Source organism: Robiginitalea sediminis, assembly GCF_002198115.1.
Lineage (GTDB): Bacteria > Bacteroidota > Bacteroidia > Flavobacteriales > Flavobacteriaceae > Robiginitalea > Robiginitalea sediminis.
On record NZ_NGNR01000001.1, the window covers coordinates 668,815 to 688,535 of the forward strand.

11 protein-coding genes are annotated in these 19,721 nt (G+C 40.6%); 5 read left to right on the plus strand and 6 right to left on the minus strand.

The features are described 5' to 3' along the window. Positions 1-9: 9 nt before the first annotated feature. The 4 genes from CA832_RS03000 to CA832_RS03015 all read right to left on the minus strand — a co-directional run bounded on the left by CA832_RS03000 (position 10) and on the right by CA832_RS03015 (position 7,169). On the minus strand, positions 10-675 hold the full coding sequence (locus tag CA832_RS03000) for a DNA-binding response regulator (protein WP_088340070.1): 666 nt from the start codon (positions 673-675) through the stop codon (positions 10-12). 12 nt (positions 676-687) lie between these two features. Then, entirely contained in the window at positions 688-2,631 is a 1,944-nt protein-coding gene (locus CA832_RS03005; RefSeq protein ID WP_088340071.1) for a tetratricopeptide repeat-containing sensor histidine kinase, read from the minus strand. 393 nt (positions 2,632-3,024) lie between these two features. Beyond that, positions 3,025-5,721: an NB-ARC domain-containing protein gene (locus tag CA832_RS03010; RefSeq protein WP_088340072.1), complete on the minus strand. Its 2,697-nt coding sequence runs from the start codon at positions 5,719-5,721 to the stop codon at positions 3,025-3,027. An 11-nt stretch (positions 5,722-5,732) separates the two neighbouring features. Beyond that, a complete protein-coding gene (locus CA832_RS03015) occupies positions 5,733-7,169 on the minus strand; it encodes an ATP-dependent DNA helicase (RefSeq protein WP_158211870.1) in 1,437 nt (478 codons plus the stop codon). A 649-nt stretch (positions 7,170-7,818) separates the two neighbouring features. Between CA832_RS03015 and CA832_RS03020 the strand changes: the two genes are divergently transcribed. From CA832_RS03020 to CA832_RS03040, 5 genes are read left to right on the plus strand one after another with little or no spacing between them, the layout of a single operon-like run. After that, positions 7,819-10,779, plus strand: coding sequence for a type I restriction endonuclease subunit R (locus tag CA832_RS03020; protein ID WP_088340074.1), 2,961 nt, complete (start codon positions 7,819-7,821; stop codon positions 10,777-10,779). After that, the gene (locus CA832_RS03025) at positions 10,772-12,016 is read left to right on the plus strand and encodes a restriction endonuclease subunit S (RefSeq protein ID WP_088340075.1); all 1,245 of its coding nucleotides are present in this window, start codon (positions 10,772-10,774) and stop codon (positions 12,014-12,016) included. Before CA832_RS03020 ends, CA832_RS03025 begins: the two co-directional genes overlap by 8 nt. Further along, entirely contained in the window at positions 12,017-13,297 is a 1,281-nt protein-coding gene (locus CA832_RS03030) for a restriction endonuclease subunit S (protein ID WP_088340076.1), read from the plus strand. It abuts the gene before it with no gap. A gap of 2 nt (positions 13,298-13,299) precedes the next feature. Beyond that, positions 13,300-14,382 carry an AAA family ATPase gene (locus CA832_RS03035; protein WP_088340077.1) on the plus strand — a complete coding sequence of 361 codons (1,083 nt, stop codon included), beginning with the start codon at positions 13,300-13,302 and terminating at the stop codon, positions 14,380-14,382. Continuing rightward, the gene (locus CA832_RS03040; RefSeq protein ID WP_088340078.1) at positions 14,379-16,067 is read left to right on the plus strand and encodes a type I restriction-modification system subunit M; all 1,689 of its coding nucleotides are present in this window, start codon (positions 14,379-14,381) and stop codon (positions 16,065-16,067) included. The genes CA832_RS03035 and CA832_RS03040 overlap by 4 nt, the downstream gene beginning before the upstream one ends. 34 nt (positions 16,068-16,101) lie before the next feature. Here CA832_RS03040 and CA832_RS03045 read toward each other — a convergent pair whose 3' ends face one another. Both CA832_RS03045 and CA832_RS03050 read right to left on the minus strand, forming a co-directional pair. Beyond that, entirely contained in the window at positions 16,102-17,568 is a 1,467-nt protein-coding gene (locus CA832_RS03045; RefSeq protein ID WP_088340079.1) for a hypothetical protein, read from the minus strand. Between the two features lie 38 nt (positions 17,569-17,606). Continuing rightward, on the minus strand, positions 17,607-19,334 hold the full coding sequence (locus CA832_RS03050; RefSeq protein ID WP_088340080.1) for an amidohydrolase family protein: 1,728 nt from the start codon (positions 19,332-19,334) through the stop codon (positions 17,607-17,609). Positions 19,335-19,721 lie beyond the last annotated feature (387 nt).

Here is a 19,721-nt window from a genome sequence, read left to right on the forward strand (position 1 = left end):
GGCCTACTCCTACAACAACCCCATATCCTTGGCCAGGGCCACCAAATGGGTGGTGTTGCGGGCCATGAAGTAATCCTTGAGTTTGTTGATGCGCTTTTCGATGCTGCTCAGGGAGGACGGGTGGTACCCGTGTGCCTTGAAGCGCTCTGAAATTTCGGCTTGGGAGTAGCCCTCGGCCAGTTCCTGCATGAGCTGGATGTCGAAGGCGTCTATTTCCAGGGTGGGGCTCTGGTTAATGCTCTGCATGAGCTCCCCGGACATATAGGTTTCGCCTGAGTAGATGGCCTTGATGGCATCGACCATTTCGCTGGAGCTGTTGCGGCCTTTCAGCACATAGCCGTCTACCTGCAGGTCTTTGAAGAACTCCTTCAGCTTAAAGGGGCGGTCTTCTATGGAGTAGATAATGGTTTTTAATTCCGGTTGGGTGGCTTTGGCTTCGCGGATGAGGGCGTCGCCGGAGGTAATCCGCTCTTCCCGCCCGTTGGATTTAAAAGAAAGGTCCGTAATGAGTAAGTCGTACGGTTCCTTGTCCAGGAAAGCTTTCAGGATTTTCAGGTGGGCCACGTCGCAGTATTTGGCGTGGTCTACCGAAAAGGAAAATGCCTTGTTCAACGCACGGGTAAGGCCAATGTTGATGGAGTCTATATCCTCAGCAACCAAGACCTTTTTGAACATGTTGTTTTGGGTTTAATAGGGGAGCTGCACCGAAAATTCGGTGCCTTTTGCCCCACTTTTAACAAAGGTAAAGGAACCCCCAAGGGCTTCAATGCGGTTTTCCGTATTCCGGATGCCTCCGGCCGAAAAAAGTTCCGATTCTCTCATTCCCACTCCATTGTCCTTATAGGTAACCCGCAGTTTTTTCCGCTCTGCGAGAAAGTCCAGCAGCACCAGGCTGGCCTGGCTGTGCTTTTTCATATTTACAAGCAATTCCTGTATGGCGCGGTATAGGCCCACCTGCCGTTCCTCCCCCAACCGGTCCCAGTTTATCCCGTCCATGCCCTTGGTAATGACACGTACCGACCCGGTGGAATAGGACCGAATAAGTGTCTTCAGCACCTCCTTAAAGGCCTTCCCGGTGGGGATGGCCCCGCTGTCTCTGGAGATGGAGCGGGATTTCTGGTACACGTGGTCCAGCCCGTCCACAAAGGCGGTGTCTTCCGCCAGCTCTGAAACGGTTTTGGAGGAAGCCTGGTTAAGCAGGTTGAAAATATCGTTGGCCAGCTCGTCGTGGACTTTTTTGGAAATCCGCTTTTCGGTCTGGTACACCGCCTGCAGTTCCCGCTTGCGGTGGCGGAAGCGCAGGAAACGGAACAGGAAGTACCCGCCCAGTACCAGCACCCCCAGCACCAAGAGCATCACAATGTTCCGGAACCGCGCCCGCTGGTAGCTCAGGGCACTTTGGGAAGCTTCTTCTTTGGCGATGAGGTAGTTCCTCAGGTTCTTTTCACTCTCGTAGCGGATCTTGGCAAACTGGTCCTTGGCCCGCTGCCGGTATTGCTGGATGCTGTCCGAGAGTCGTTTGTATTCCAGGGCGTAGGCCCTGGGGTTGGGGGTGGTTTCCACCAGCAGGGCCAGGCTGCTGAGACGGTCATCCGGGTTGCCCAGTACCTGCGACAGGTCATAGGCCTTTTCCGCCAGCTCCCGGGCCCGTTGCGGGTCCCGGTCCCGGAAATGTTCCGCCAGGTGCTGGTAGCTGATGAATTCCCCGTTGGTATACGCTATTTCCTGCCGGATCCGCAGGGCCTCCTGCAGGTTGCCCAGGGCCTCGTCCTGCCCTAGGCGGCTCTGGGCCAGCCCCAGGTAGTCCAGCACCCGCGCTTGGGTCCTCGGGTTTCCCGCCAGGGCGGAATCCCCCACCAAGCCCGAAAGGACCTCCAGGGCGTCTTGCGGCCGCCCCTGCCAGAGGCGGGTAATGGCGATATTGTTCTGCACGTTGATGCGGGTTACCGGGTTCTCGGCCAGCTCCAGGGCCCGCCCGTACCAGGCCACGGCATCTTCGTAATTCCCGAGTTCCTTGGTGGCGGTGGCCAGGGCGTTGTAGAGCCCGGCCTTAAAATCGTCCCGGTCCGAGCCTTCCAGGTACTGCAGCCCTTCCACGGCCGTGTTTTCCGCATCCGTATAGTTGCCCAGGGCATTGAGCAGGTTGGCCAGGTTCAGGAGCTTGGCCCCGGCATTGAGGCTGTCCCCCAGGGCCTTGTAGGCCTCCACCGCCTGGTAGTAGTGCCGTTGCGATGCATCGTACTGGTCCATACTGCGGTGGTAGAAACCCAGCCGGAAATGCGCCTCGGCCATATAGACCGAATCCTGCAGGCGGCCCGCCTCCTGCAGCTGCACCTGGGAGTAGTGCACCGCGCTGTCCATTTCCCGATTGGTTCGGTGCAACCCGGCCCGCTGGCCCAGGAGTTTCAGGTAAAGGGTGTCCGGTAAGGATTCCGGCCGCCCCAGGACCGCCCGGCTCCGCGCCAGCTTGTCCGCCACCGGGGCTTCCTTGTCTGCATATGCTTCCAGGTAGGCCACCAGGGCGGCATCCTTCAGGTCTTTCGGGGGTTCCTCCGCTGCCTGACGCGAGCAGCCCGCCAGCACCAGCAGTACCGGCAAAAAAAAGAGGAATAAAACGGGGGATTGTTTCATTCCTCTAAGATAGGGGGTTTGCCTGGTATGTCATTCCGAAACCGAGGCGAAGCCGAGTATCAGGAGTCTCATTAGGCGTTTTGATTAGAAACCAAGCAGACCATCGAGTAGAAGAACAGCTATGTTGCTGGACTACTAATTTTGGCGCCTACGATTTGTGATGCCAAACTTCCCAAAGATTAACGGAAATGCTCAGTTTGAGGAAGCAGAGAAGAATCAGTAATTCAATTTTGAAAATAGAAAAGTCAAAATATATATCAAGCAAACTAGCTTAAAGGAGTTTTCAATGAAAGATAAGTTGCTTTTTGAATATTAATATGATAGGACTTGTTAATGATTCTCATAGAAGTTCAATTTATGAGATTTCCGAAAAGTTAAGCTATCAGTTTCCCCTCAATTTTTTTTACGATTACTAATTGCATCCTTTAATTTAGATCCAAATTCTGTAAGTCTTTTGTTCCTTTCTCGATAGTTGGATGAGTTTTTTTTTGAAGAGTAGTCGTATGAGTTTATGCGATTTAATTTTGAATTGAACAATCGATGATGATTTGTTGGAAACCTTTCTAAAGCCATTTGACAAACCTCTTTTGCTCTATCATACTGATTTAATCGAACAAAGATTTCAGTTAATTGGTAGAATGCGGTAATAATATTTTGTCTGGACCCGGAAGAAATATTCTCTAGCTTAATTGAACTTACATAGTTAAATAATCGGTTGCCATGATGCTGAAGAATGTTCTTCAAATCTTGTTTTATGGATTCGTTTTTTCTTGAAAATTCTTGTCTAGTAATATCGCCAAAATTTAAATCAGTCTTTAACTCTTCTTTTAGGTCTATTGTATAAATAGACTTGTATGTCACAAGTAATCCCAATAATTCCAAGTTTATTTCTTTACTTAGATCTATGTTAGTAGTGGCATAATCCGCTAAAATCCGGATAGATTTATCTTTGAATGACCGATTTCCCATTGACCAATAATAGGATGAAATCATTTTGATGAATTGGCCATCACTTTTAAATTTTGGATAATACTCTTCTAGATATTGTATTGCAGTTTCCTTTTTACCTCTATCCAAAACTAGATAAGAGGCTAAATTCAAAATCGCCTGAATCCTTATTTCTTGAGGTGAGGACTGTCTATTAAGAATTTGCTTATATGAACTAATTACCTCTTCCTCATTTTTAGAGTATCTATTCTTATTTGCATTTTGCAAAAGTGCTTGTTCAGTATCTAATTTCTTATCTCTGCTTATTTGTAATAAGCGTTTATTTCTATTTCCTTTTTCGTTATGAGGTAATTCGTCAAACTTCAATCTCATTATAGGTAAAATCTCCTTGGAATAAACGTAGAAGAAACCATCCTCTTTTATTTCAATAACCTTCAGTTTGATTAATTCATCAATTGAATCCTTAAATTCTTCCTGTTTGTCTTCGTAGTTAAGGATATAAGCTATCTTCTTAATAACATTTCCTAAATCATTCTCATCAACGAGGAGACCTATAGTTGTGAATATTTTTTGAGCCAAAGGAGTTAGGTAATCAAAAATTCTACCATATAGGAAAGAGACGGCCTGTGAAGAGCTCTTTATTTCGACTTTTAATGCATCTGAAAGGGAGCCTTTCTGAGCAATTATATACGACAATTGATATATGAAGAGAGGTCTGCCATTTGTTATGTCATGCACTTTTCTTTTAATATCATCTATATTGAATTCATCAAGAAAAATATCGAAAGGGGTTGAGGAGTCTACTTCGTTGTTATACGCCTGTTTGAGAAATTCGAAAGTCTCATTTTCATCTAATTCATTCGACAGAATTTCTTCACCAATTACAATATTAGCCCGCGTTGTAATTATCACGCGGTGCCGATTAACATCTAATCTTTTTATAAAGGATATTATTCTGTTTTTTTCCTCCTCGGGGAAAGTTTCGAAGTCATCAATAACAATTAGCAGACGATGATTTAAATTGACTACTGAATCAGGATCAAAATCAGGGCTATTATTAGTTATTAGGTTGATTGTTTTAATAAGTTCCTCATATGAATTAACTCTTTCATCTAAATGCTCAATATGGCCAGTCAAATAATTGTAAAACCTGTCCTTAGCAGTAGTAAAAACTATATAATCAAAAACTCTATAGGAACTTTTAGATAATTCTTCGCAGACTTTTTGAATTGTAGCTGTTTTACCAACACCACCATGACCCCAAATTGTAGCAGTAACAGAATGCTTACCCTTTGAAAGGAATCGTTGAACGTTTTCTTTTACTGTGTTTTCAATAAATTTATTGTAGTTCGGTTTATAGTGATTAATGATGGTCCCATTAATTGTTTTCTTTTTGTTCTCGTCACCTTCAATATCAATTTCACAGAATATTTCGTTTTCTAAATAGCGTATTTCAGTTTTTAGCAGCCTATTATATTTTGCCTTTCCAGTTAAGGGTTCTTTAATCGAACTAAAGATGAAAAATGAATTCTCATCTATAATCTCAACAAAAGGAGAGATTCTAAAATACTGGTTGCCAGAATAGTAACCGTATACATTCTTTAACTCAAAGGAATTCCCTTCTGCTTTATGTTTCCAGGGTAAATAATCTGCCCCATTACATTTGAAAGAAGTGCCATAAAACCAACCATCTTTTATTCCTTCGACTCGAATAAGATCAATTTCAGCACTGAAAATAGGATGGTTATTAGATGTTATAACAGAACAAAACTCTTTAAGTCTGTCTACCAATGAAGTAGTTTCATCTGAATAGGTATATCCATGGCCAAAACGCTCATTGCGAAAATTAGGATAGTTCGAAAACTTTCTTGACAAGCTTTTGTCAACAAATATTTCTTTATTCATGTCTAATTTTCTACAGGCGTTTTCAATATCCCCAATAGAAGGCTTTTGAATTAAACCAATTATATATTCTTTAGTTTCACTGTCTAATTTTTCAAAATTCTTTTGCCATAAATATCCCAAAGTATAGGTCATTAGATACTCAAAGTAGGATTGATAGACTGTCCTAAGCTCCTCAATGTTACCGCTTAGAGTTAAAAACTTTATTTTTCTAGCGATATTTTGCCGTATAAATTCCATTAAAAAATCATTTAGTTTAGAAACCAATCATTGATCAAAATCAACTTGCTTTTTGCTCGAGTGGTCGCTGTATACCACCATTGATAAATTCCAGGTTTAGGAATTCCATGGACCTTGTTATCCAGGTATAAATAGACATTATCCCATTCTCCACCTTGACTCTTATGACAGGTAATCGCAAAGCCAAAGACAGCTTTTAAAGCATTCAAATAAGGATCGGTATACATATGCTGCTTAAATGACTCGCTGTCTTGTTTGATTCCCAAATCTTTCATTCTTAGGTAAAAATCAATAAGCAATTTTTTATGGTCATTCTCTGGAAGATTTGTTCTATTCGAAAACAGGATGTCCTCAATTAGCACCAAAGAATATTGTGCGCCAGAAGAGAGTTCCTCAACCTTTATTTTTAGAAAACTAAGACCACATCTATACTCCTTTGAACCAATTGATTTGACTAACACCTGATCTCCATTAACTAGACCTGTAGTAAAATTATTTTGGGTTACCATTAATAGGTCCCCTACTTCTAATTTATTTGGTTCTTTCTTCAAGGCGACTTTTAATGCCTTATTGATTTCCAAACATTTACGATTAGTTTGGCAAATCAATACGCCTTCATCGAAATTTTCTTTTGATAAGATATTTGAATAATTATGAATCAATTCCAAATGAGAAGAGCACAACACAATATCATCATATCCTTTAACGGGGAGTTTAGCCCACTTGACTTTGGGGTTTTTATAATAAAGTTGACGAAGTCTTAAAGCCGCTGAAACTATCCCATTTTCTGGTGATTGACGGACTATGGTTGTTAGTTCATATTCTTCTGCTTCAACCCCTAATTGGGAGCAGAAATAAGAAGTATCGAGTGCTGGAGAGATAGTTTGATTAATCGGAGGCAATTGGCATGGATCACCTACAAAAATAAATTTCCCATATTGATCAAACGCAAGAAGATCTTTTAGCAGTCTACCTGACCCAAATAGTGCAAAGGAATTATTTCCTTCTGCACTATCAGAAATCATAGAAGATTCATCAACTACATAAACTCTGACTGAATTGGAAAGAGACGGCTTTAGCCCAAAAAGCAATTTAACTTGGCCCTTATCATCGACAGCAAAATCATCCTGGAGTTCGGAAATCTTCTGAAGATCTTCATCAAGTTCATTAAAAGTATAGATATTACTATGTATAGTATTTGATGGAATTCCAGTAGTATTTGTTAGAATTTTTGAAGCCCTACCAGTTGAAGCGAGTAATGAATACTTCAAGTCATTATTTTCTAAATATTTTGCAAGCCCCTTTATAAGTAATGTTTTACCAGTGCCGGCATGTCCTTTTAATATGAATATTTTAGATGTTGGGTTTTGGACAAAGGCGATTATTCTCTCAAACGCTGCAGATTGTTGAGAGTTGAGCGGAAAATCAAAATAATCGGAGTCATTCAATGGTAAGAAGTTAATAGGCCGATACTTGATTCTTATGCAAAATAAATCCACCAACCGATTCGTATCATGATATAAATCATGTACTTAAGTTCTCCCGGTTGACAGATGTTCTGAATCGCTTGCTTATTCAGTTTATAAACACTGCATTCGATTGGAGAATTTCCTTGCTAAAATGGTGGTGGAGCGTTTACGGATTGAAACTTCTTGCCCTAAGCGCTCAAACTCACAATATTTAGATACATCCAAAATAATTGGTTGAAGAACCCCATCTAATTAAAATCAATCTAAAATTTTTAATACAAGATTCCTTACGGGTTTCCTCAGTGGGGCTCCACCAGAATCGTTGTATATTTTGAACACCATAAGGACTTGGAAAAATTAACAGCTCTGGAAATAACTGTAATATGTAAGCTATGAAAATCAGATTTTGTGAAAGAGGTTTAGGGAGTTTCAGAAACCTGTTAGTGGGGTACATTTTAAACGGTATTTTCAGAGAAAAATAGAATTGACGCCTATTATGTCAACATATCTAGTGTAAAGGGCCAGTGATGTCTGGTCTTTTTAATTCTATGGGAAGTATAGCTACGTGTATTAACTTAGTGGGGTAGCCATTTATGTATAGAAGGCAAGCTTCTGATTTAACAACTTCATGACAAAGGAATCTCAAATAGAAACTCAATTAATAGAACAGCTTCAAGGGTTGAAATATGCGTATCGCCCAGACATAACGGATAGAAAAGCATTGGAGCAAAATTTCAGAACCAAATTTGAGGCACTCAATCGGGTGCGTTTGTCAGATAGCGAGTTTATCCGGTTACGTGAACAAATTATTGAACCCGATGTATTCAAAGCGTCTAAAAAGCTTCGGGAACAACAGTATTTTCAACGTGAAGACGGAACGCCTTTGCATTACACTTTGGTGAACCATAAGGACTGGTGTAAAAATGACTATGAAGTCATTAATCAGTTGCGAATGAACACGGAAAACAGTAACCAGAGATACGATATTATCCTTCTAATTAATGGCTTGCCAATTGTGCAGATAGAGCTGAAGCGTCTCGATATTTCTCCACGTAAGGCCATGCAGCAAATAGTGGACTATAAAAACGAACCTGGCAATGGCTATGGTAATTCATTGATGTGCTATATGCAGTTGTTTATAGTTAGTAACCGAACTAATACTATCTATTTCGCAAACAATAAGAAACAACATTTTCAATTCAATGCAGACGAGCAATTCCTGCCGGTTTACCATTTAGCGGATAAGAATAACAAAAAAATAAAGCACCTTGTCGATTTCACAGAGCACTTCCTCAGAAAGTGCACCTTGGGGGAGATGGTTAGCAAGTATATGGTGTTGGTTGAAACGGAACAAAAGCTTTTGGTGATGCGTCCTTATCAAATCTATGCCGTGCAGGCTATAGACGCCTGTGTAAGGCAGAATCGCGGCAATGGTTATATCTGGCATACCACGGGAAGTGGAAAAACTTTGACTTCTTTCAAAGCTTCAACGCTCCTTAAGGACAACCCGGACATTGAAAAGTGTTTGTTTGTTGTAGACAGAAAAGATCTAGATCGCCAAACCCGAGAAGAGTTCAACAAATTTCAGGAAGGCAGTGTGGAAGAGAACACCAATACCGAAACCTTGGTGCGGAGACTACTTTCTACAGATTATGCCGACAAAGTAATTGTCACTACAATTCAAAAACTGGGCTTGGCTTTAGATGGGACTAACAAGAGGAATTATAAAGAACGGCTCGAGCCATTGAGTAAGAAACGTGTGGTTTTCATATTTGATGAATGCCACCGTTCTCAGTTTGGAGAGAACCACAAAGCCATAAAAGAATTCTTCCCGAATGCCCAGCTTTTTGGATTTACGGGTACTCCGATTTTTGAAGAAAATGCGACGTACTATGTAGTGAATGGAGAAGAAAAAACGCTAAAAACAACCAAAAGTATTTTTCAGCATGAGTTGCCAAAATATACCATAACACATGCTATCGAAGACAAAAATGTATTGCGCTTTCATATTGATTACTATAAACCGAAAGGCGTATATAAAATTGGGGGGGATGTTCATAAAGTTGGTGTTGTCGAAAAAATAATAGATGTACATAACCAAGCCACCAATAGCAAACGGTTCAATGCACTATTCGCAACGGCCTCAATTAATGATGCCATCGCGTATTATGATTTAATCCATAAGTGGCAAAATGATCGACTGCTAAACGATGAAAATTTCCAAAAGCTGAATATAGCCTGTGTTTTTTCACCGCCTGCCGAAGGTAATAAAGACGTTCAGCAGATTCAGGAAGATTTACCACAGGAAAAAGAAGACAATAAGCAAAATCCTGCAGAAAAAAAAGCAGCTTTGAAGGAAATCATTGCGGACTACAATAAGCAATTCGACACCAATCACGACATCAACAATTTTGACCTGTACTATCAGGATGTGCAAAGTCGCATTAAAAATCAGAAGTACAGCAACAAGGACTATCCGCACAAGAACAAGATCGACATCACCATTGTGGTGGATATGCTTCTCACCGGTTTTGACAGTAAGTACCTGAACACCTTGTATGTGGATAAGAACTTGAAATACCACGGACTGATTCAGGCCTTTTCACGTACGAACCGTGTACTAAACGATACCAAGCCTTACGGCAATATTTTGGATTTCCGTTCGCAAAAAGAAGCCGTAAACCAGGCTATAACCCTATTCTCTGGAGAAGAAAGCGGCCAAGCCAAGGAAATTTGGATGGTAGATCCTGCTCCTGTAGTGATTGACAAATACCAGGAAGCGGTAGCAAAACTCGGGGCGTTTATGCAGGAGCATAATCTTGTAAATAAACCACAAGACGTCTACAATCTAAAGGGCGATGCCGCTCGCATTGCCTTTGTAAAAAACTTCAAAGAAGTACAGCGCCTCAAAACCCAACTCGACCAATACACGGATTTAGATGAACGGCAGCAAGAGCAGATTGAAGCGATTTTGCCAAAGGATACGCTTCAGGAGTTCCGAAGCTCTTACTTAGAAACCGCCAAACAACTTCGTGAAATTCAACAAAAAGAAGGAGATGATGCTCCTGACGACATTCAGCAATTGGATTTTGAATTCGTACTCTTTGCCTCTGCGGTAATTGATTATGATTACATTATGAGTCTGATTGCAGACAGCACCCAAAAGAAGCCTTCAAAACAGAAAATGACCAAATATCAGGTGATAAGCTTGCTTAAATCCAACGCCAACCTGATGGATGAAGAAGAGGATCTGACCGATTTTATTGAGCAGGTAGATTGGACGAAAGGGCAAACGGCTGAAGAGCTGAAACAAAACTTTGAAACCTACAAAGTAGAGAAGTACGACAAAGAACTGGGAGCCATAGCAAACAAACATGGCTTGCAAACCGCAGATCTCAAAATATTTGTAGAGAAGATCATGAGCCGAATGATTTTTGACGGTGAAAAACTCACCGATCTGCTGGAGCCACTGGAATTGAGTTGGAAAGAACGCCGGACCAAAGAACTGGCCTTGATGGAAGACTTGGTGCCCCAATTAAAAAAACTAGCCCAAGGGCGTGAAATATCAGGATTAGCCGCTTATGAGTAAGGAGATGAAATTGATACCTGAGTTACGTTTTCCTGAATTTGAGAAGTTTGGAAGTTGGCAAAATGTGAATCTTGAAGACGTGGCGGACGTTATTAAAGGCAAGCAATTAAACAGACTTCAATTATCCGAATCAGGGACTTACCCTTGCCTCAACGGTGGGATTACGCCTTCTGGATTTACCGATAAGTTCAATACAGGAGCTAATACCATAACTATAAGTGAAGGGGGGAATTCTTGTGGATTTGTGAGCTATATGACTACAAAGTTTTGGCTAGGTGGGCACTGTTATAAAATTGACTTGAAAAAGTCGACTTTTTTGGAATTCTTCTATCAATTACTGAAAGCAAATGAATCGAGAATAATGGGACTAAGGGTCGGCTCTGGGTTGCCGAATATTCAAAAAGGAACTTTACTGAGCCTTAAGATACCTTTTGTCACAAATCCAGGCGAACAACAAAAAATCGCCTCTTGTCTTTCTTCTTTAGATGAGTTGATAACCGCTCACAATGATAGGCTAGACGCCCTCAAAGACCACAAAAAAAGCTTGCTGCAAAACCTTTTCCCCCAAGAAGGCGAAACCGTGCCTAAGGTACGCTTTCCTGAGTTTGAAGGGGATGGGGAGTGGATTGAAAGTAGTATACAGAACTTATTAGATAACAAAATAATTATCAGTCATTTAGATGGAAATCATGGAGCATTATATCCAAGGGCAGATGAATTTAGTGAAGATGGTGTGCCGTATCTCACTGCTAATGACTTAATAAGTGGGACGGTAGACTTTAGGTACTGTAAGCATTTACCTCTTGAAAAAGCCAAGAAATTTAAAAAAGGAGTAGCTAAAAACGGTGATGTACTTTTTGCTCATAATGCGACAGTTGGTCCAGTTGCAAAACTTATTACAGACCTACCTTTTGTAATTCTTAGTACAACAGTAACTTATTACCGATGTGATAATGAATCATTAATTAATGACTTCTTAAGGTATGCATTAGAAAGCCCATTTTTTGTTGCTCAGTATAAAAGAGTGATGTCACAATCGACTAGAAATCAAGTGCCGATTACAACTCAAAGAAAGTTCCACCTTCAACTTCCTAAACCGAAAGAACAACAAAAAATCGCTTCCTGTTTTTCGGCAGTGGATGAGCTTATTATTGCCCAGCAAGATATTATTGAGCAATTGCAGCAACAAAAAAAGGGATTGATGCAAGGCTTATTCCCGAAATTCAATATTGCTTAGATGAGCGATCAAATCAAATATCTACTAAAACCCGAACTTCGATTTCCTGAGTTTATAGATGATGGGGATTGGGTAGAAGATACCTTAGCAAATATTGCGACTTTTTCAAAAGGTAAAGGAATATCAAAATCAGACATATTTGAAAATGGAAATACACCATGCATTAGATATGGTGAATTATATACCCAGTACAATGAAATTATAAGGGATGTAGTATCATACACAAATCTAGATCCAAGTGATCTAGTATTGAGTGAAGTAAATGATGTCCTTATTCCGGCCTCAGGCGAAACACAAATCGATATTGCAACAGCTTCTTGTGTTCTTAAAGATGGGATAGCTCTGGGGAGTGATATAAATATTATTAGGCCACAAATCAATGGTGTATTTCTGGCTTATTATCTAAATGGTGTCAAGAAAAAAGAAATAGCTCGGAATGCGCAAGGAATCTCTGTTATACATCTGTATTCACGCCAATTAAAGACGCTTAAAACAAATATTCCTTCACCATCAGAACAACAAAAAATCGTTTCCTGCCTTTCTTCTTTAGATGAGCTGATAGCCGCCCATAACGATAAGCTGGACGCACTTAAAGACCACAAAAGGGGCTTGCTACAAAACCTATTCCCTCAGGAAGGCGAGACCTTTCCAAAGGTTCGTTTTCCGGAGTTTGAAAATGATGGGGAGTGGGAACCATCCACTGTAGAAGATAATTGTCTGGTTAAGGGACGGATTGGATATCGTGGATATACGAAGAATGATTTAGTAAAAGAAGGAGAAGGAGCTTTAGTGCTTGGTGGTAAGAATATTCAAAACCAATTACTTGATCTATCTGACCGAACTTATCTCAGTTGGGAGAAATATTTTGAGTCCCCAGAAATTATGGTCCAAATGAATCATATAATCTTTTCGCAACGGGGTACTCTAGGTGATTGTGCAATCATTGATCAAGAAATTGGAAAGGCAACCATAAATCCTAGCATGGTGCTTTTGAGAGATATAACATGTAGCGCAAAGTTTTTATACTACATCCTCATTGGTAATCGAGTTCAAGCAGAAGTGATGCGTAACAGCACATCTTCAGCTGTTCCTATGCTTTCTCAAAAGCAAATCAGAGAATTTACTTTCCTTATTCCTCCTCCTCCTGAGCAAGATAAAATCGCTTCTACATTATCAGCTTTAGATGAGCTTCTAATTACTCAGCAAAAGAAAATTGATGAATTGCAAGAACATAAGAAGGGATTGATGCAAGGATTATTTCCAAAAATCAAACTGACGTGATTATGACGCTTCAAGAAGTTACAGCAACTATCATTCAAGCACCAGAGAACATACATTTGGTTTATGCATTTAATGGAACGGGTAAAACACGTTTATCCGTTAATCTTAAGGATTCTTTAAAAAGAAAAGATGGTTCACATCGGGGAGTGTACTTTAACGCTTACAGTGAAGACCTTTTCACTTGGGATAATGAAGCAGTAGAGCTTCTGATAAAGCCAAGCACTCTTAGCGACTTTCATCAATATATGGGTACGGAACTTGATGTTCAAAACAAACTCAAATACTACTCAACAAAGTTTGACTTTAGATTTAATCTAGTAAAGGATGACAATCCTCAAAAAGGTTGGAAATCTGTTTCTTTCTTTTATCCCGAAGATGAAGACACTAATGTCAAAATATCAAGGGGTGAAGAACGAATTTTTATTTGGTGTTGGTTCCTGACACTTTTTGAAGTAAATGAATTGGTGGAAAATCAAAAGGATTACATTTTTATAGATGATCCTGTTTCCAGTTTGGATGACAAGAACATATTTAACACAGCACGATTAATTCTAGACTTATTCAAGGAGAAAGTTGCGAGCACAAAAATTGTACTTACAACTCATCATGCTGGCTTGTTCAATACCTTAACTAGTTGGGTAAGGAGTGCCGATAATTGTTCCTTGTTCAAGGTAAAAAATGAAAAGGGAGAAGAAAAGAATAATTATATCCTTCGAATACTAGAGAAAAGCGAAGATGACTACAAACTGAAGTCGGTTAAAAAGGGAAGCTTCTTTTATCACTTGTTGCTAGCAGATATACTTAGCGAAGCAATCAAAAATGACACTCTTGACTATTCCCACTTTCCATTGACTCGACAGTTGTTAGAAACTGTTGGTTCTTTTCTTGGCAAACCAAGGTTTAGCTATTCCTTAGAAAAGATGGGTATATCAGATGTAAAGGAGAAAACAGACGTCATTAACTCAAGAACCCATGAGTATTACAATCAAAAAGCATCATTCTTAAATGACAAGGATAAAGAGATTATAACCGAGATATTTCAAGCAATTGAGAAATTGTTTAAGCCAGAACATAAACTTATATGACACAGAAAAATCAAGATAAACTAGGTGCCACTTTGTGGAAAATTGCCGATGATTTGCGTGGAGCAATGAATGCGGATTCATTCCGTGATTACATGCTTTCATTTTTGTTTTTGCGCTATCTATCAGCCAATTACGAAGAATCTGCTAAAAAGGAATTGGGATCAGACTACCCATTACCCAAAGAGAAGAAACAACGCGTATTCAATGAAGACACAAATGAAACAGAGGAGATAATTGTTCAAGTATCTCCACTTAGTATTTGGTATGGGAACAACCCATTTGATATTTCTGAGTTTGAAAAACAAATGCGCAGAAAAGTCCATTTTGTTATCAAACCAGAGCATTTGTGGAGTCACATTACTGAGTTAGCACGTACCCAAAGTCAAGATTTACTCAGGGTTTTGTCTGAAGGTTTTCGATACATTGAGAACGAATCCTTTGAGAATTCTTTTCAAGGTCTATTTTCAGAAATTAACCTAGATTCTGAAAAGCTTGGCCGAACACACAGCGAGAGAAATAAAAGGCTTTGCAAAATTATTAGCAAAATTGCTACAGGAATCTCGAAATTTTCCACCGACACCGATACGCTTGGAGATGCTTATGAATATTTAATTGGACAGTTTGCCGCAGGTTCAGGAAAAAAAGCAGGTGAGTTTTATACCCCGCAGCAGATTTCAACCATACTTTCCAAAATCGTAACTCTCGATAGCCAAGATCCTTCCTCAGGTCCAAAACAAAAACTGGACAAAGTTTTAGACTTTGCTTGCGGATCGGGTTCATTGCTTTTGAATGTTAAAACTCAACTTGAAAAGCAAACTGATAAAAAAGGCACGATTGGTAAGATTTATGGTCAGGAGAATAACATCACAACCTACAACCTGGCAAGGATGAACATGCTTTTGCACGGCATCAAAGACACCGAGTTTGAAATTTTCCATGGTGACACCTTAAAAAATCAATGGGACATTTTGAATGAAATGAACCCTTCCAAGAAAATAGAATTTGATGCGATTGTTGCAAATCCACCCTTTAGCTTGCGCTGGGAGCCCAATGAGGCTATGGGAGAAGATTTCCGATTCAAAAGCTATGGTTTAGCACCAAAATCTGCTGCGGATTTTGCTTTCTTGTTGCATGGCTTTCACTTTTTGAGCAATGAAGGCACAATGGCCATAATTCTGCCTCATGGTGTACTATTTCGCGGGGGCCAAGAAGAGAAAATCAGAACCAAGCTGCTTAAAGACAATCACATAGATGCAGTGATTGGATTGCCAGCCAACTTGTTCTATTCTACTGGTATTCCTGTTTGTATAGTAGTACTTAAGAAGTGTAAAAAAGAAGACGATGTATTAATCATAAATGCAAGCGAGCATTATTTGAAAGGTAAACGTCAAAATACTTTGCGGGATGATAAATATGACGGGCCTGAAAATGATATAGAGAAAATTGTAGAAACCTATCAATTCCGTAAAGAAGAGGATCGTTACTCTAAAAGGATCTCAATGGATGAGATCAAAAAGAATGGTTACAATCTGAATATCTCTCGTTACGTCAGTACCGCTGAACCTGAAAAGCAAATAGATCTTCAAGAGGTAAATCAGAAATTAATTGATATTGAAAAGCGCATTGCTCAGAGTAAAGCAGAACATAATAAGTATTTGCAAGAATTGGGTCTGCCGCCAATTTAACCTAAAGGAATCTGGATAATTTTTTTAGGGGTTTTCAAAACATCGGAACCAGGTTGCTTGGGTTTTGATCAAAATCAAAGGCATAGTGGATATAAATTTTATCTCTTTTCTCCTTAATATGTTCCCAAGTCAAGGGAATCACTGACTCCTTAGTTCCCCAAAACTTCTCCTCCTGTGAAACCAAAGCATAGTTTTCGAATTTAATCGGCTCCTTTATTGCATCACCATTCATTTCAATGGATTTCCGCTGTAAGTATTTTACAAAAGCACCCAATTCGGAAGCACTCAAGGATTGAATGTTGTCAAAGTCTCCGCTGAGTTGATCTTTAAAAAAGAGTCCTATAGTATTCTTTGGAGTGTTTTCTATGCCCGCATAATAGATCTGAGGCAAATAATCCTCTTGTTTCATAATTAGAATATCGGGAATTTTAGCTGAACCTTCAAGGTATTCCACACAATCATCCCATTCATAAAAAGTTTTGGCTCCTTTGGTATTTGAAACATGCCTATAGATGTAGCTATATTCAATGGGCAGTCTGATTTCTTTCTCTAATGCAACAATAGACTTTTCAAGATTTCTGTATTCAGGTAACCTCACCTCAATTTTGTTTACTTTTTGTCCAGATGAATTTGTGCTTTCGAAGCCCTGTAGTTGAAAAAATTTTTCAATGCTCAAGCGATCGAATTTAATCTGAACATCAAGAATTATGTTCCCGGCTAAATCGATGTCCCGTATTCCTTCTTGTTCAAGAAGCAAAGTGTCGTTATTAATTTTCCCGTTTAAAGCCAGGTAGCGATACCCAAGTTTTTGTACCTCTTGTATTCCATTAGTGCCGGATACTGTTGCACTCGGGGTAACCACGGCAGTTACTCCGCTGGATGACGAATCGGATTCGCCAGCAGTTGAATTTGCTCTAGAGGTAGTTCGTGAAGCATTCAAACCTCCAGAAAGCGTTACAGATTCATTAAAGGTTACATCGCCAATATTTAGGGTTCCATATTCCGTTTCAAATTTGTTCCATTTCGTGAAATGAATTCCGCTATGTGTGTTCTTAATCACAATATTCAAATACTCAATACGGTCTGCCAGCGAAAATTCTTCACCGATCTTTTCATAATTCCTTTTTTTGGAAATAGACAGCACCAGTCGTAGATTTTGAGTACTATAATCCTTTATCAAGCTATTCTTTGGCTTTAAATATTCCTTTTCTAAGGCTTTAAGAAACGCATCAGAAGATTCATTCTTTTTGTCCAGAATTTCCAGAAGCTTGGCCTGGCCTTCTCCCTTTAAGTCCCATAAATTCTTGCTTTTGTCTTCTGGCTTGGGATTTTGAACTTTGAAACTAAACACTGAAATGTCCACTAGTTTAGAGTCACTCCTTTTATGCTTTACAGTTCGATATCTTTTAACTGTGGTATCCTGAAAAAGCCGACCAATAAAACATCCGCTAAGGGTTAGTAGGAAAAGAAAACAAATAGGGATTAGGATTCTATTTTTCATCATAAAAGGGTTTGTAGTTATGGTATTTAATAAACCAGTTATGTCAAATTCAAGAAGCTGGATGGATTATAAATGGATATTTGTTTCCAAATATCGTTAGGCAATAGATTCTTCATATCAATCCAATACGCCTTCTCGGTCTTATGGTTCCGCACCACATAAAAGTCCGTCCCAAAGAGCACCCGGTCCTGGATTTTGGGCCGGGATAATAATTCGGAGAGCAGACTGAGGTACTGATTGTTGTGGGCCGTATAACTGATGTCGGAATAAATATTTTCGAACTCGATAATCATAGACGTAATCAGGCTAAACCAGTCCGTATAATGCCAATGATTATAGCGTTTGGAATAATTCAAGAGATCTGCCCTTAATTGGAGTCCTTGCTGTGGATCGGAAAGCACTTCGTTGGCTTCTCGCTGCCGGTCCTTTTCCAGGAAATCATCCCAGTTTTCGGATCCGCCATAATGTGCAAAGTTGATCTTCAAGTGGGATAAATCCCGTTCCAGCTTCCCATCGGCATAACCAAAAAGGGCGTTCAATTTAGGGTCTGCATAGACGTTCAGGACCCGCATTAAAAATTCAGGCATCAACAGGCAGCAATAGTTCAAGGGGTGGGTGAAGTTGGCCTGGAAGTCTTTGTTTTTGACTTGCTGAAGGCGCAACTGCTCCATCTTGGCGTCACCATTATTACAATCCTTGCAAATAGCTTCTTCGAAGATGGGGTGTCGGTCCCATTCTTTCTTTTTGGGGCCTCTATAAAAGATGGGCCCAACCGAGCAATGCGTGGTTATAGGGATGCTATTCTGGGCACAGTAAAGCCAAAGCGGCAGTAGTTCCCTGTCGAAGGGATAGTACCCTAAGGCCGGATAGATTTTGATGCCTACCGCACCACCTTCCAAATAGGTTTTGAGCATGCACGCTTTTAGCTCGATCTTTTCCGGATTTGTGGCATCGAAGTCGAAGAAGGGCTGCTCCTGATCTTGTGTTGCAATCCGCCGGGGGTCCACAAACACGAAAGGGAATAAGGTCTCTTTATGGGATGCTCGTAGTTTTAGCAGGGCATTCATCTGCTCCAGGTAGGATTCTCTTACCGGGCCGGCCTCCATAAATTCCATATCCATAGGAAGTACCACAAACTTGGTATCCGGGGGGTACTGTCCTTTAAGCCTTCCAAAAATACTCCCCTGATTTTCGTAGTTGGCAAAGCGGATAATCTCCTGATAGCGCAAAATGAAGGCAATCCGCTCTTTCCCTACAAGACGTTTCAGCAGTACGAGGCCAATCTTTCCCAGCCCAACCCGTATAAAGTCAAAGATCAGGGAAAGCGCCAGAAGGATTAAAAACAGATTCCACCTGTTTTCGAATTGGTAGAGGTAGGGTTCCACAAAGCTGAAAACACCTCCAACGAGTTCATTTACCCCTGTGTTAGAGATCCAGGGCTTTACAAACGCATAGGAGTAATAGAAAAAAAGGGCCCAGGCCAGGATACGGATGAGGTTCTTCCCGAAGCGCAAAATGGGATTTCGCACTACCCGGATTTTTGCCAGGTATACCCGCCACCTTCGGTTTCTTTGGGTGTAGGTAAAATAATCGGCCGGATGTTGATATAACCCTTTTAGGTTTTCGGCAAACCAACTCGTTTTAATCCACTTGTAAAACGGCCAGGGCACAAATTGCCGCGCGATGTGTTCCGGAACATGGTCCTTAGTAAAGATGTGCGTGTGCACATTGAAAAAGGCCGAATCTTCCCCCGGTTTAGAAGACATGGTGGTTGGTTGTTTTTGGTTGGGGGAACTAGACGAACCTCTACAAGATAGGAAAATTCGCTCTTGGATTCACGTTGCAGCTGCATATGCTATCTTCCCGAAGGGGAGATCTAGGAAAATAGTATCGCGCGAATACGCTACTTTTAGCGAAAACAGACCAAGGTCATCTTTCCCGTGCAACCATGCTCGAAGTCCTGAACAATATCAAATACACCTTCGAACTCTTCCGCAAGAAAGTAAAGGGGAAGTTTGACCGAATGGTCTGGTTAAAGCATTTTTTCCTTATTGGATTTGTAAACCTGGCCATGATAGTCGGGGGGATCATCGGATGGGTTCTTTGGGAAGAATTCTCCTTAACCACGCCTCAAAAGGCCCTTTCATTTGCAC

Coding starts and splice junctions, on each gene's coding strand:
- CA832_RS03000 (WP_088340070.1), bottom strand. CDS start 675: ATGTTCAAAAAGGTCTTGGTTGCTGAGGATATAGACTCCATCAACATT.
- CA832_RS03005 (WP_088340071.1), bottom strand. CDS start 2,631: ATGAAACAATCCCCCGTTTTATTCCTCTTTTTTTTGCCGGTACTGCTG.
- CA832_RS03010 (WP_088340072.1), bottom strand. CDS start 5,721: ATGGAATTTATACGGCAAAATATCGCTAGAAAAATAAAGTTTTTAACT.
- CA832_RS03020 (WP_088340074.1), top strand. CDS start 7,819: ATGACAAAGGAATCTCAAATAGAAACTCAATTAATAGAACAGCTTCAA.
- CA832_RS03025 (WP_088340075.1), top strand. CDS start 10,772: ATGAGTAAGGAGATGAAATTGATACCTGAGTTACGTTTTCCTGAATTT.
- CA832_RS03030 (WP_088340076.1), top strand. CDS start 12,017: ATGAGCGATCAAATCAAATATCTACTAAAACCCGAACTTCGATTTCCT.
- CA832_RS03035 (WP_088340077.1), top strand. CDS start 13,300: ATGACGCTTCAAGAAGTTACAGCAACTATCATTCAAGCACCAGAGAAC.
- CA832_RS03040 (WP_088340078.1), top strand. CDS start 14,379: ATGACACAGAAAAATCAAGATAAACTAGGTGCCACTTTGTGGAAAATT.
- CA832_RS03045 (WP_088340079.1), bottom strand. CDS start 17,568: ATGAAAAATAGAATCCTAATCCCTATTTGTTTTCTTTTCCTACTAACC.
- CA832_RS03050 (WP_088340080.1), bottom strand. CDS start 19,334: ATGTCTTCTAAACCGGGGGAAGATTCGGCCTTTTTCAATGTGCACACG.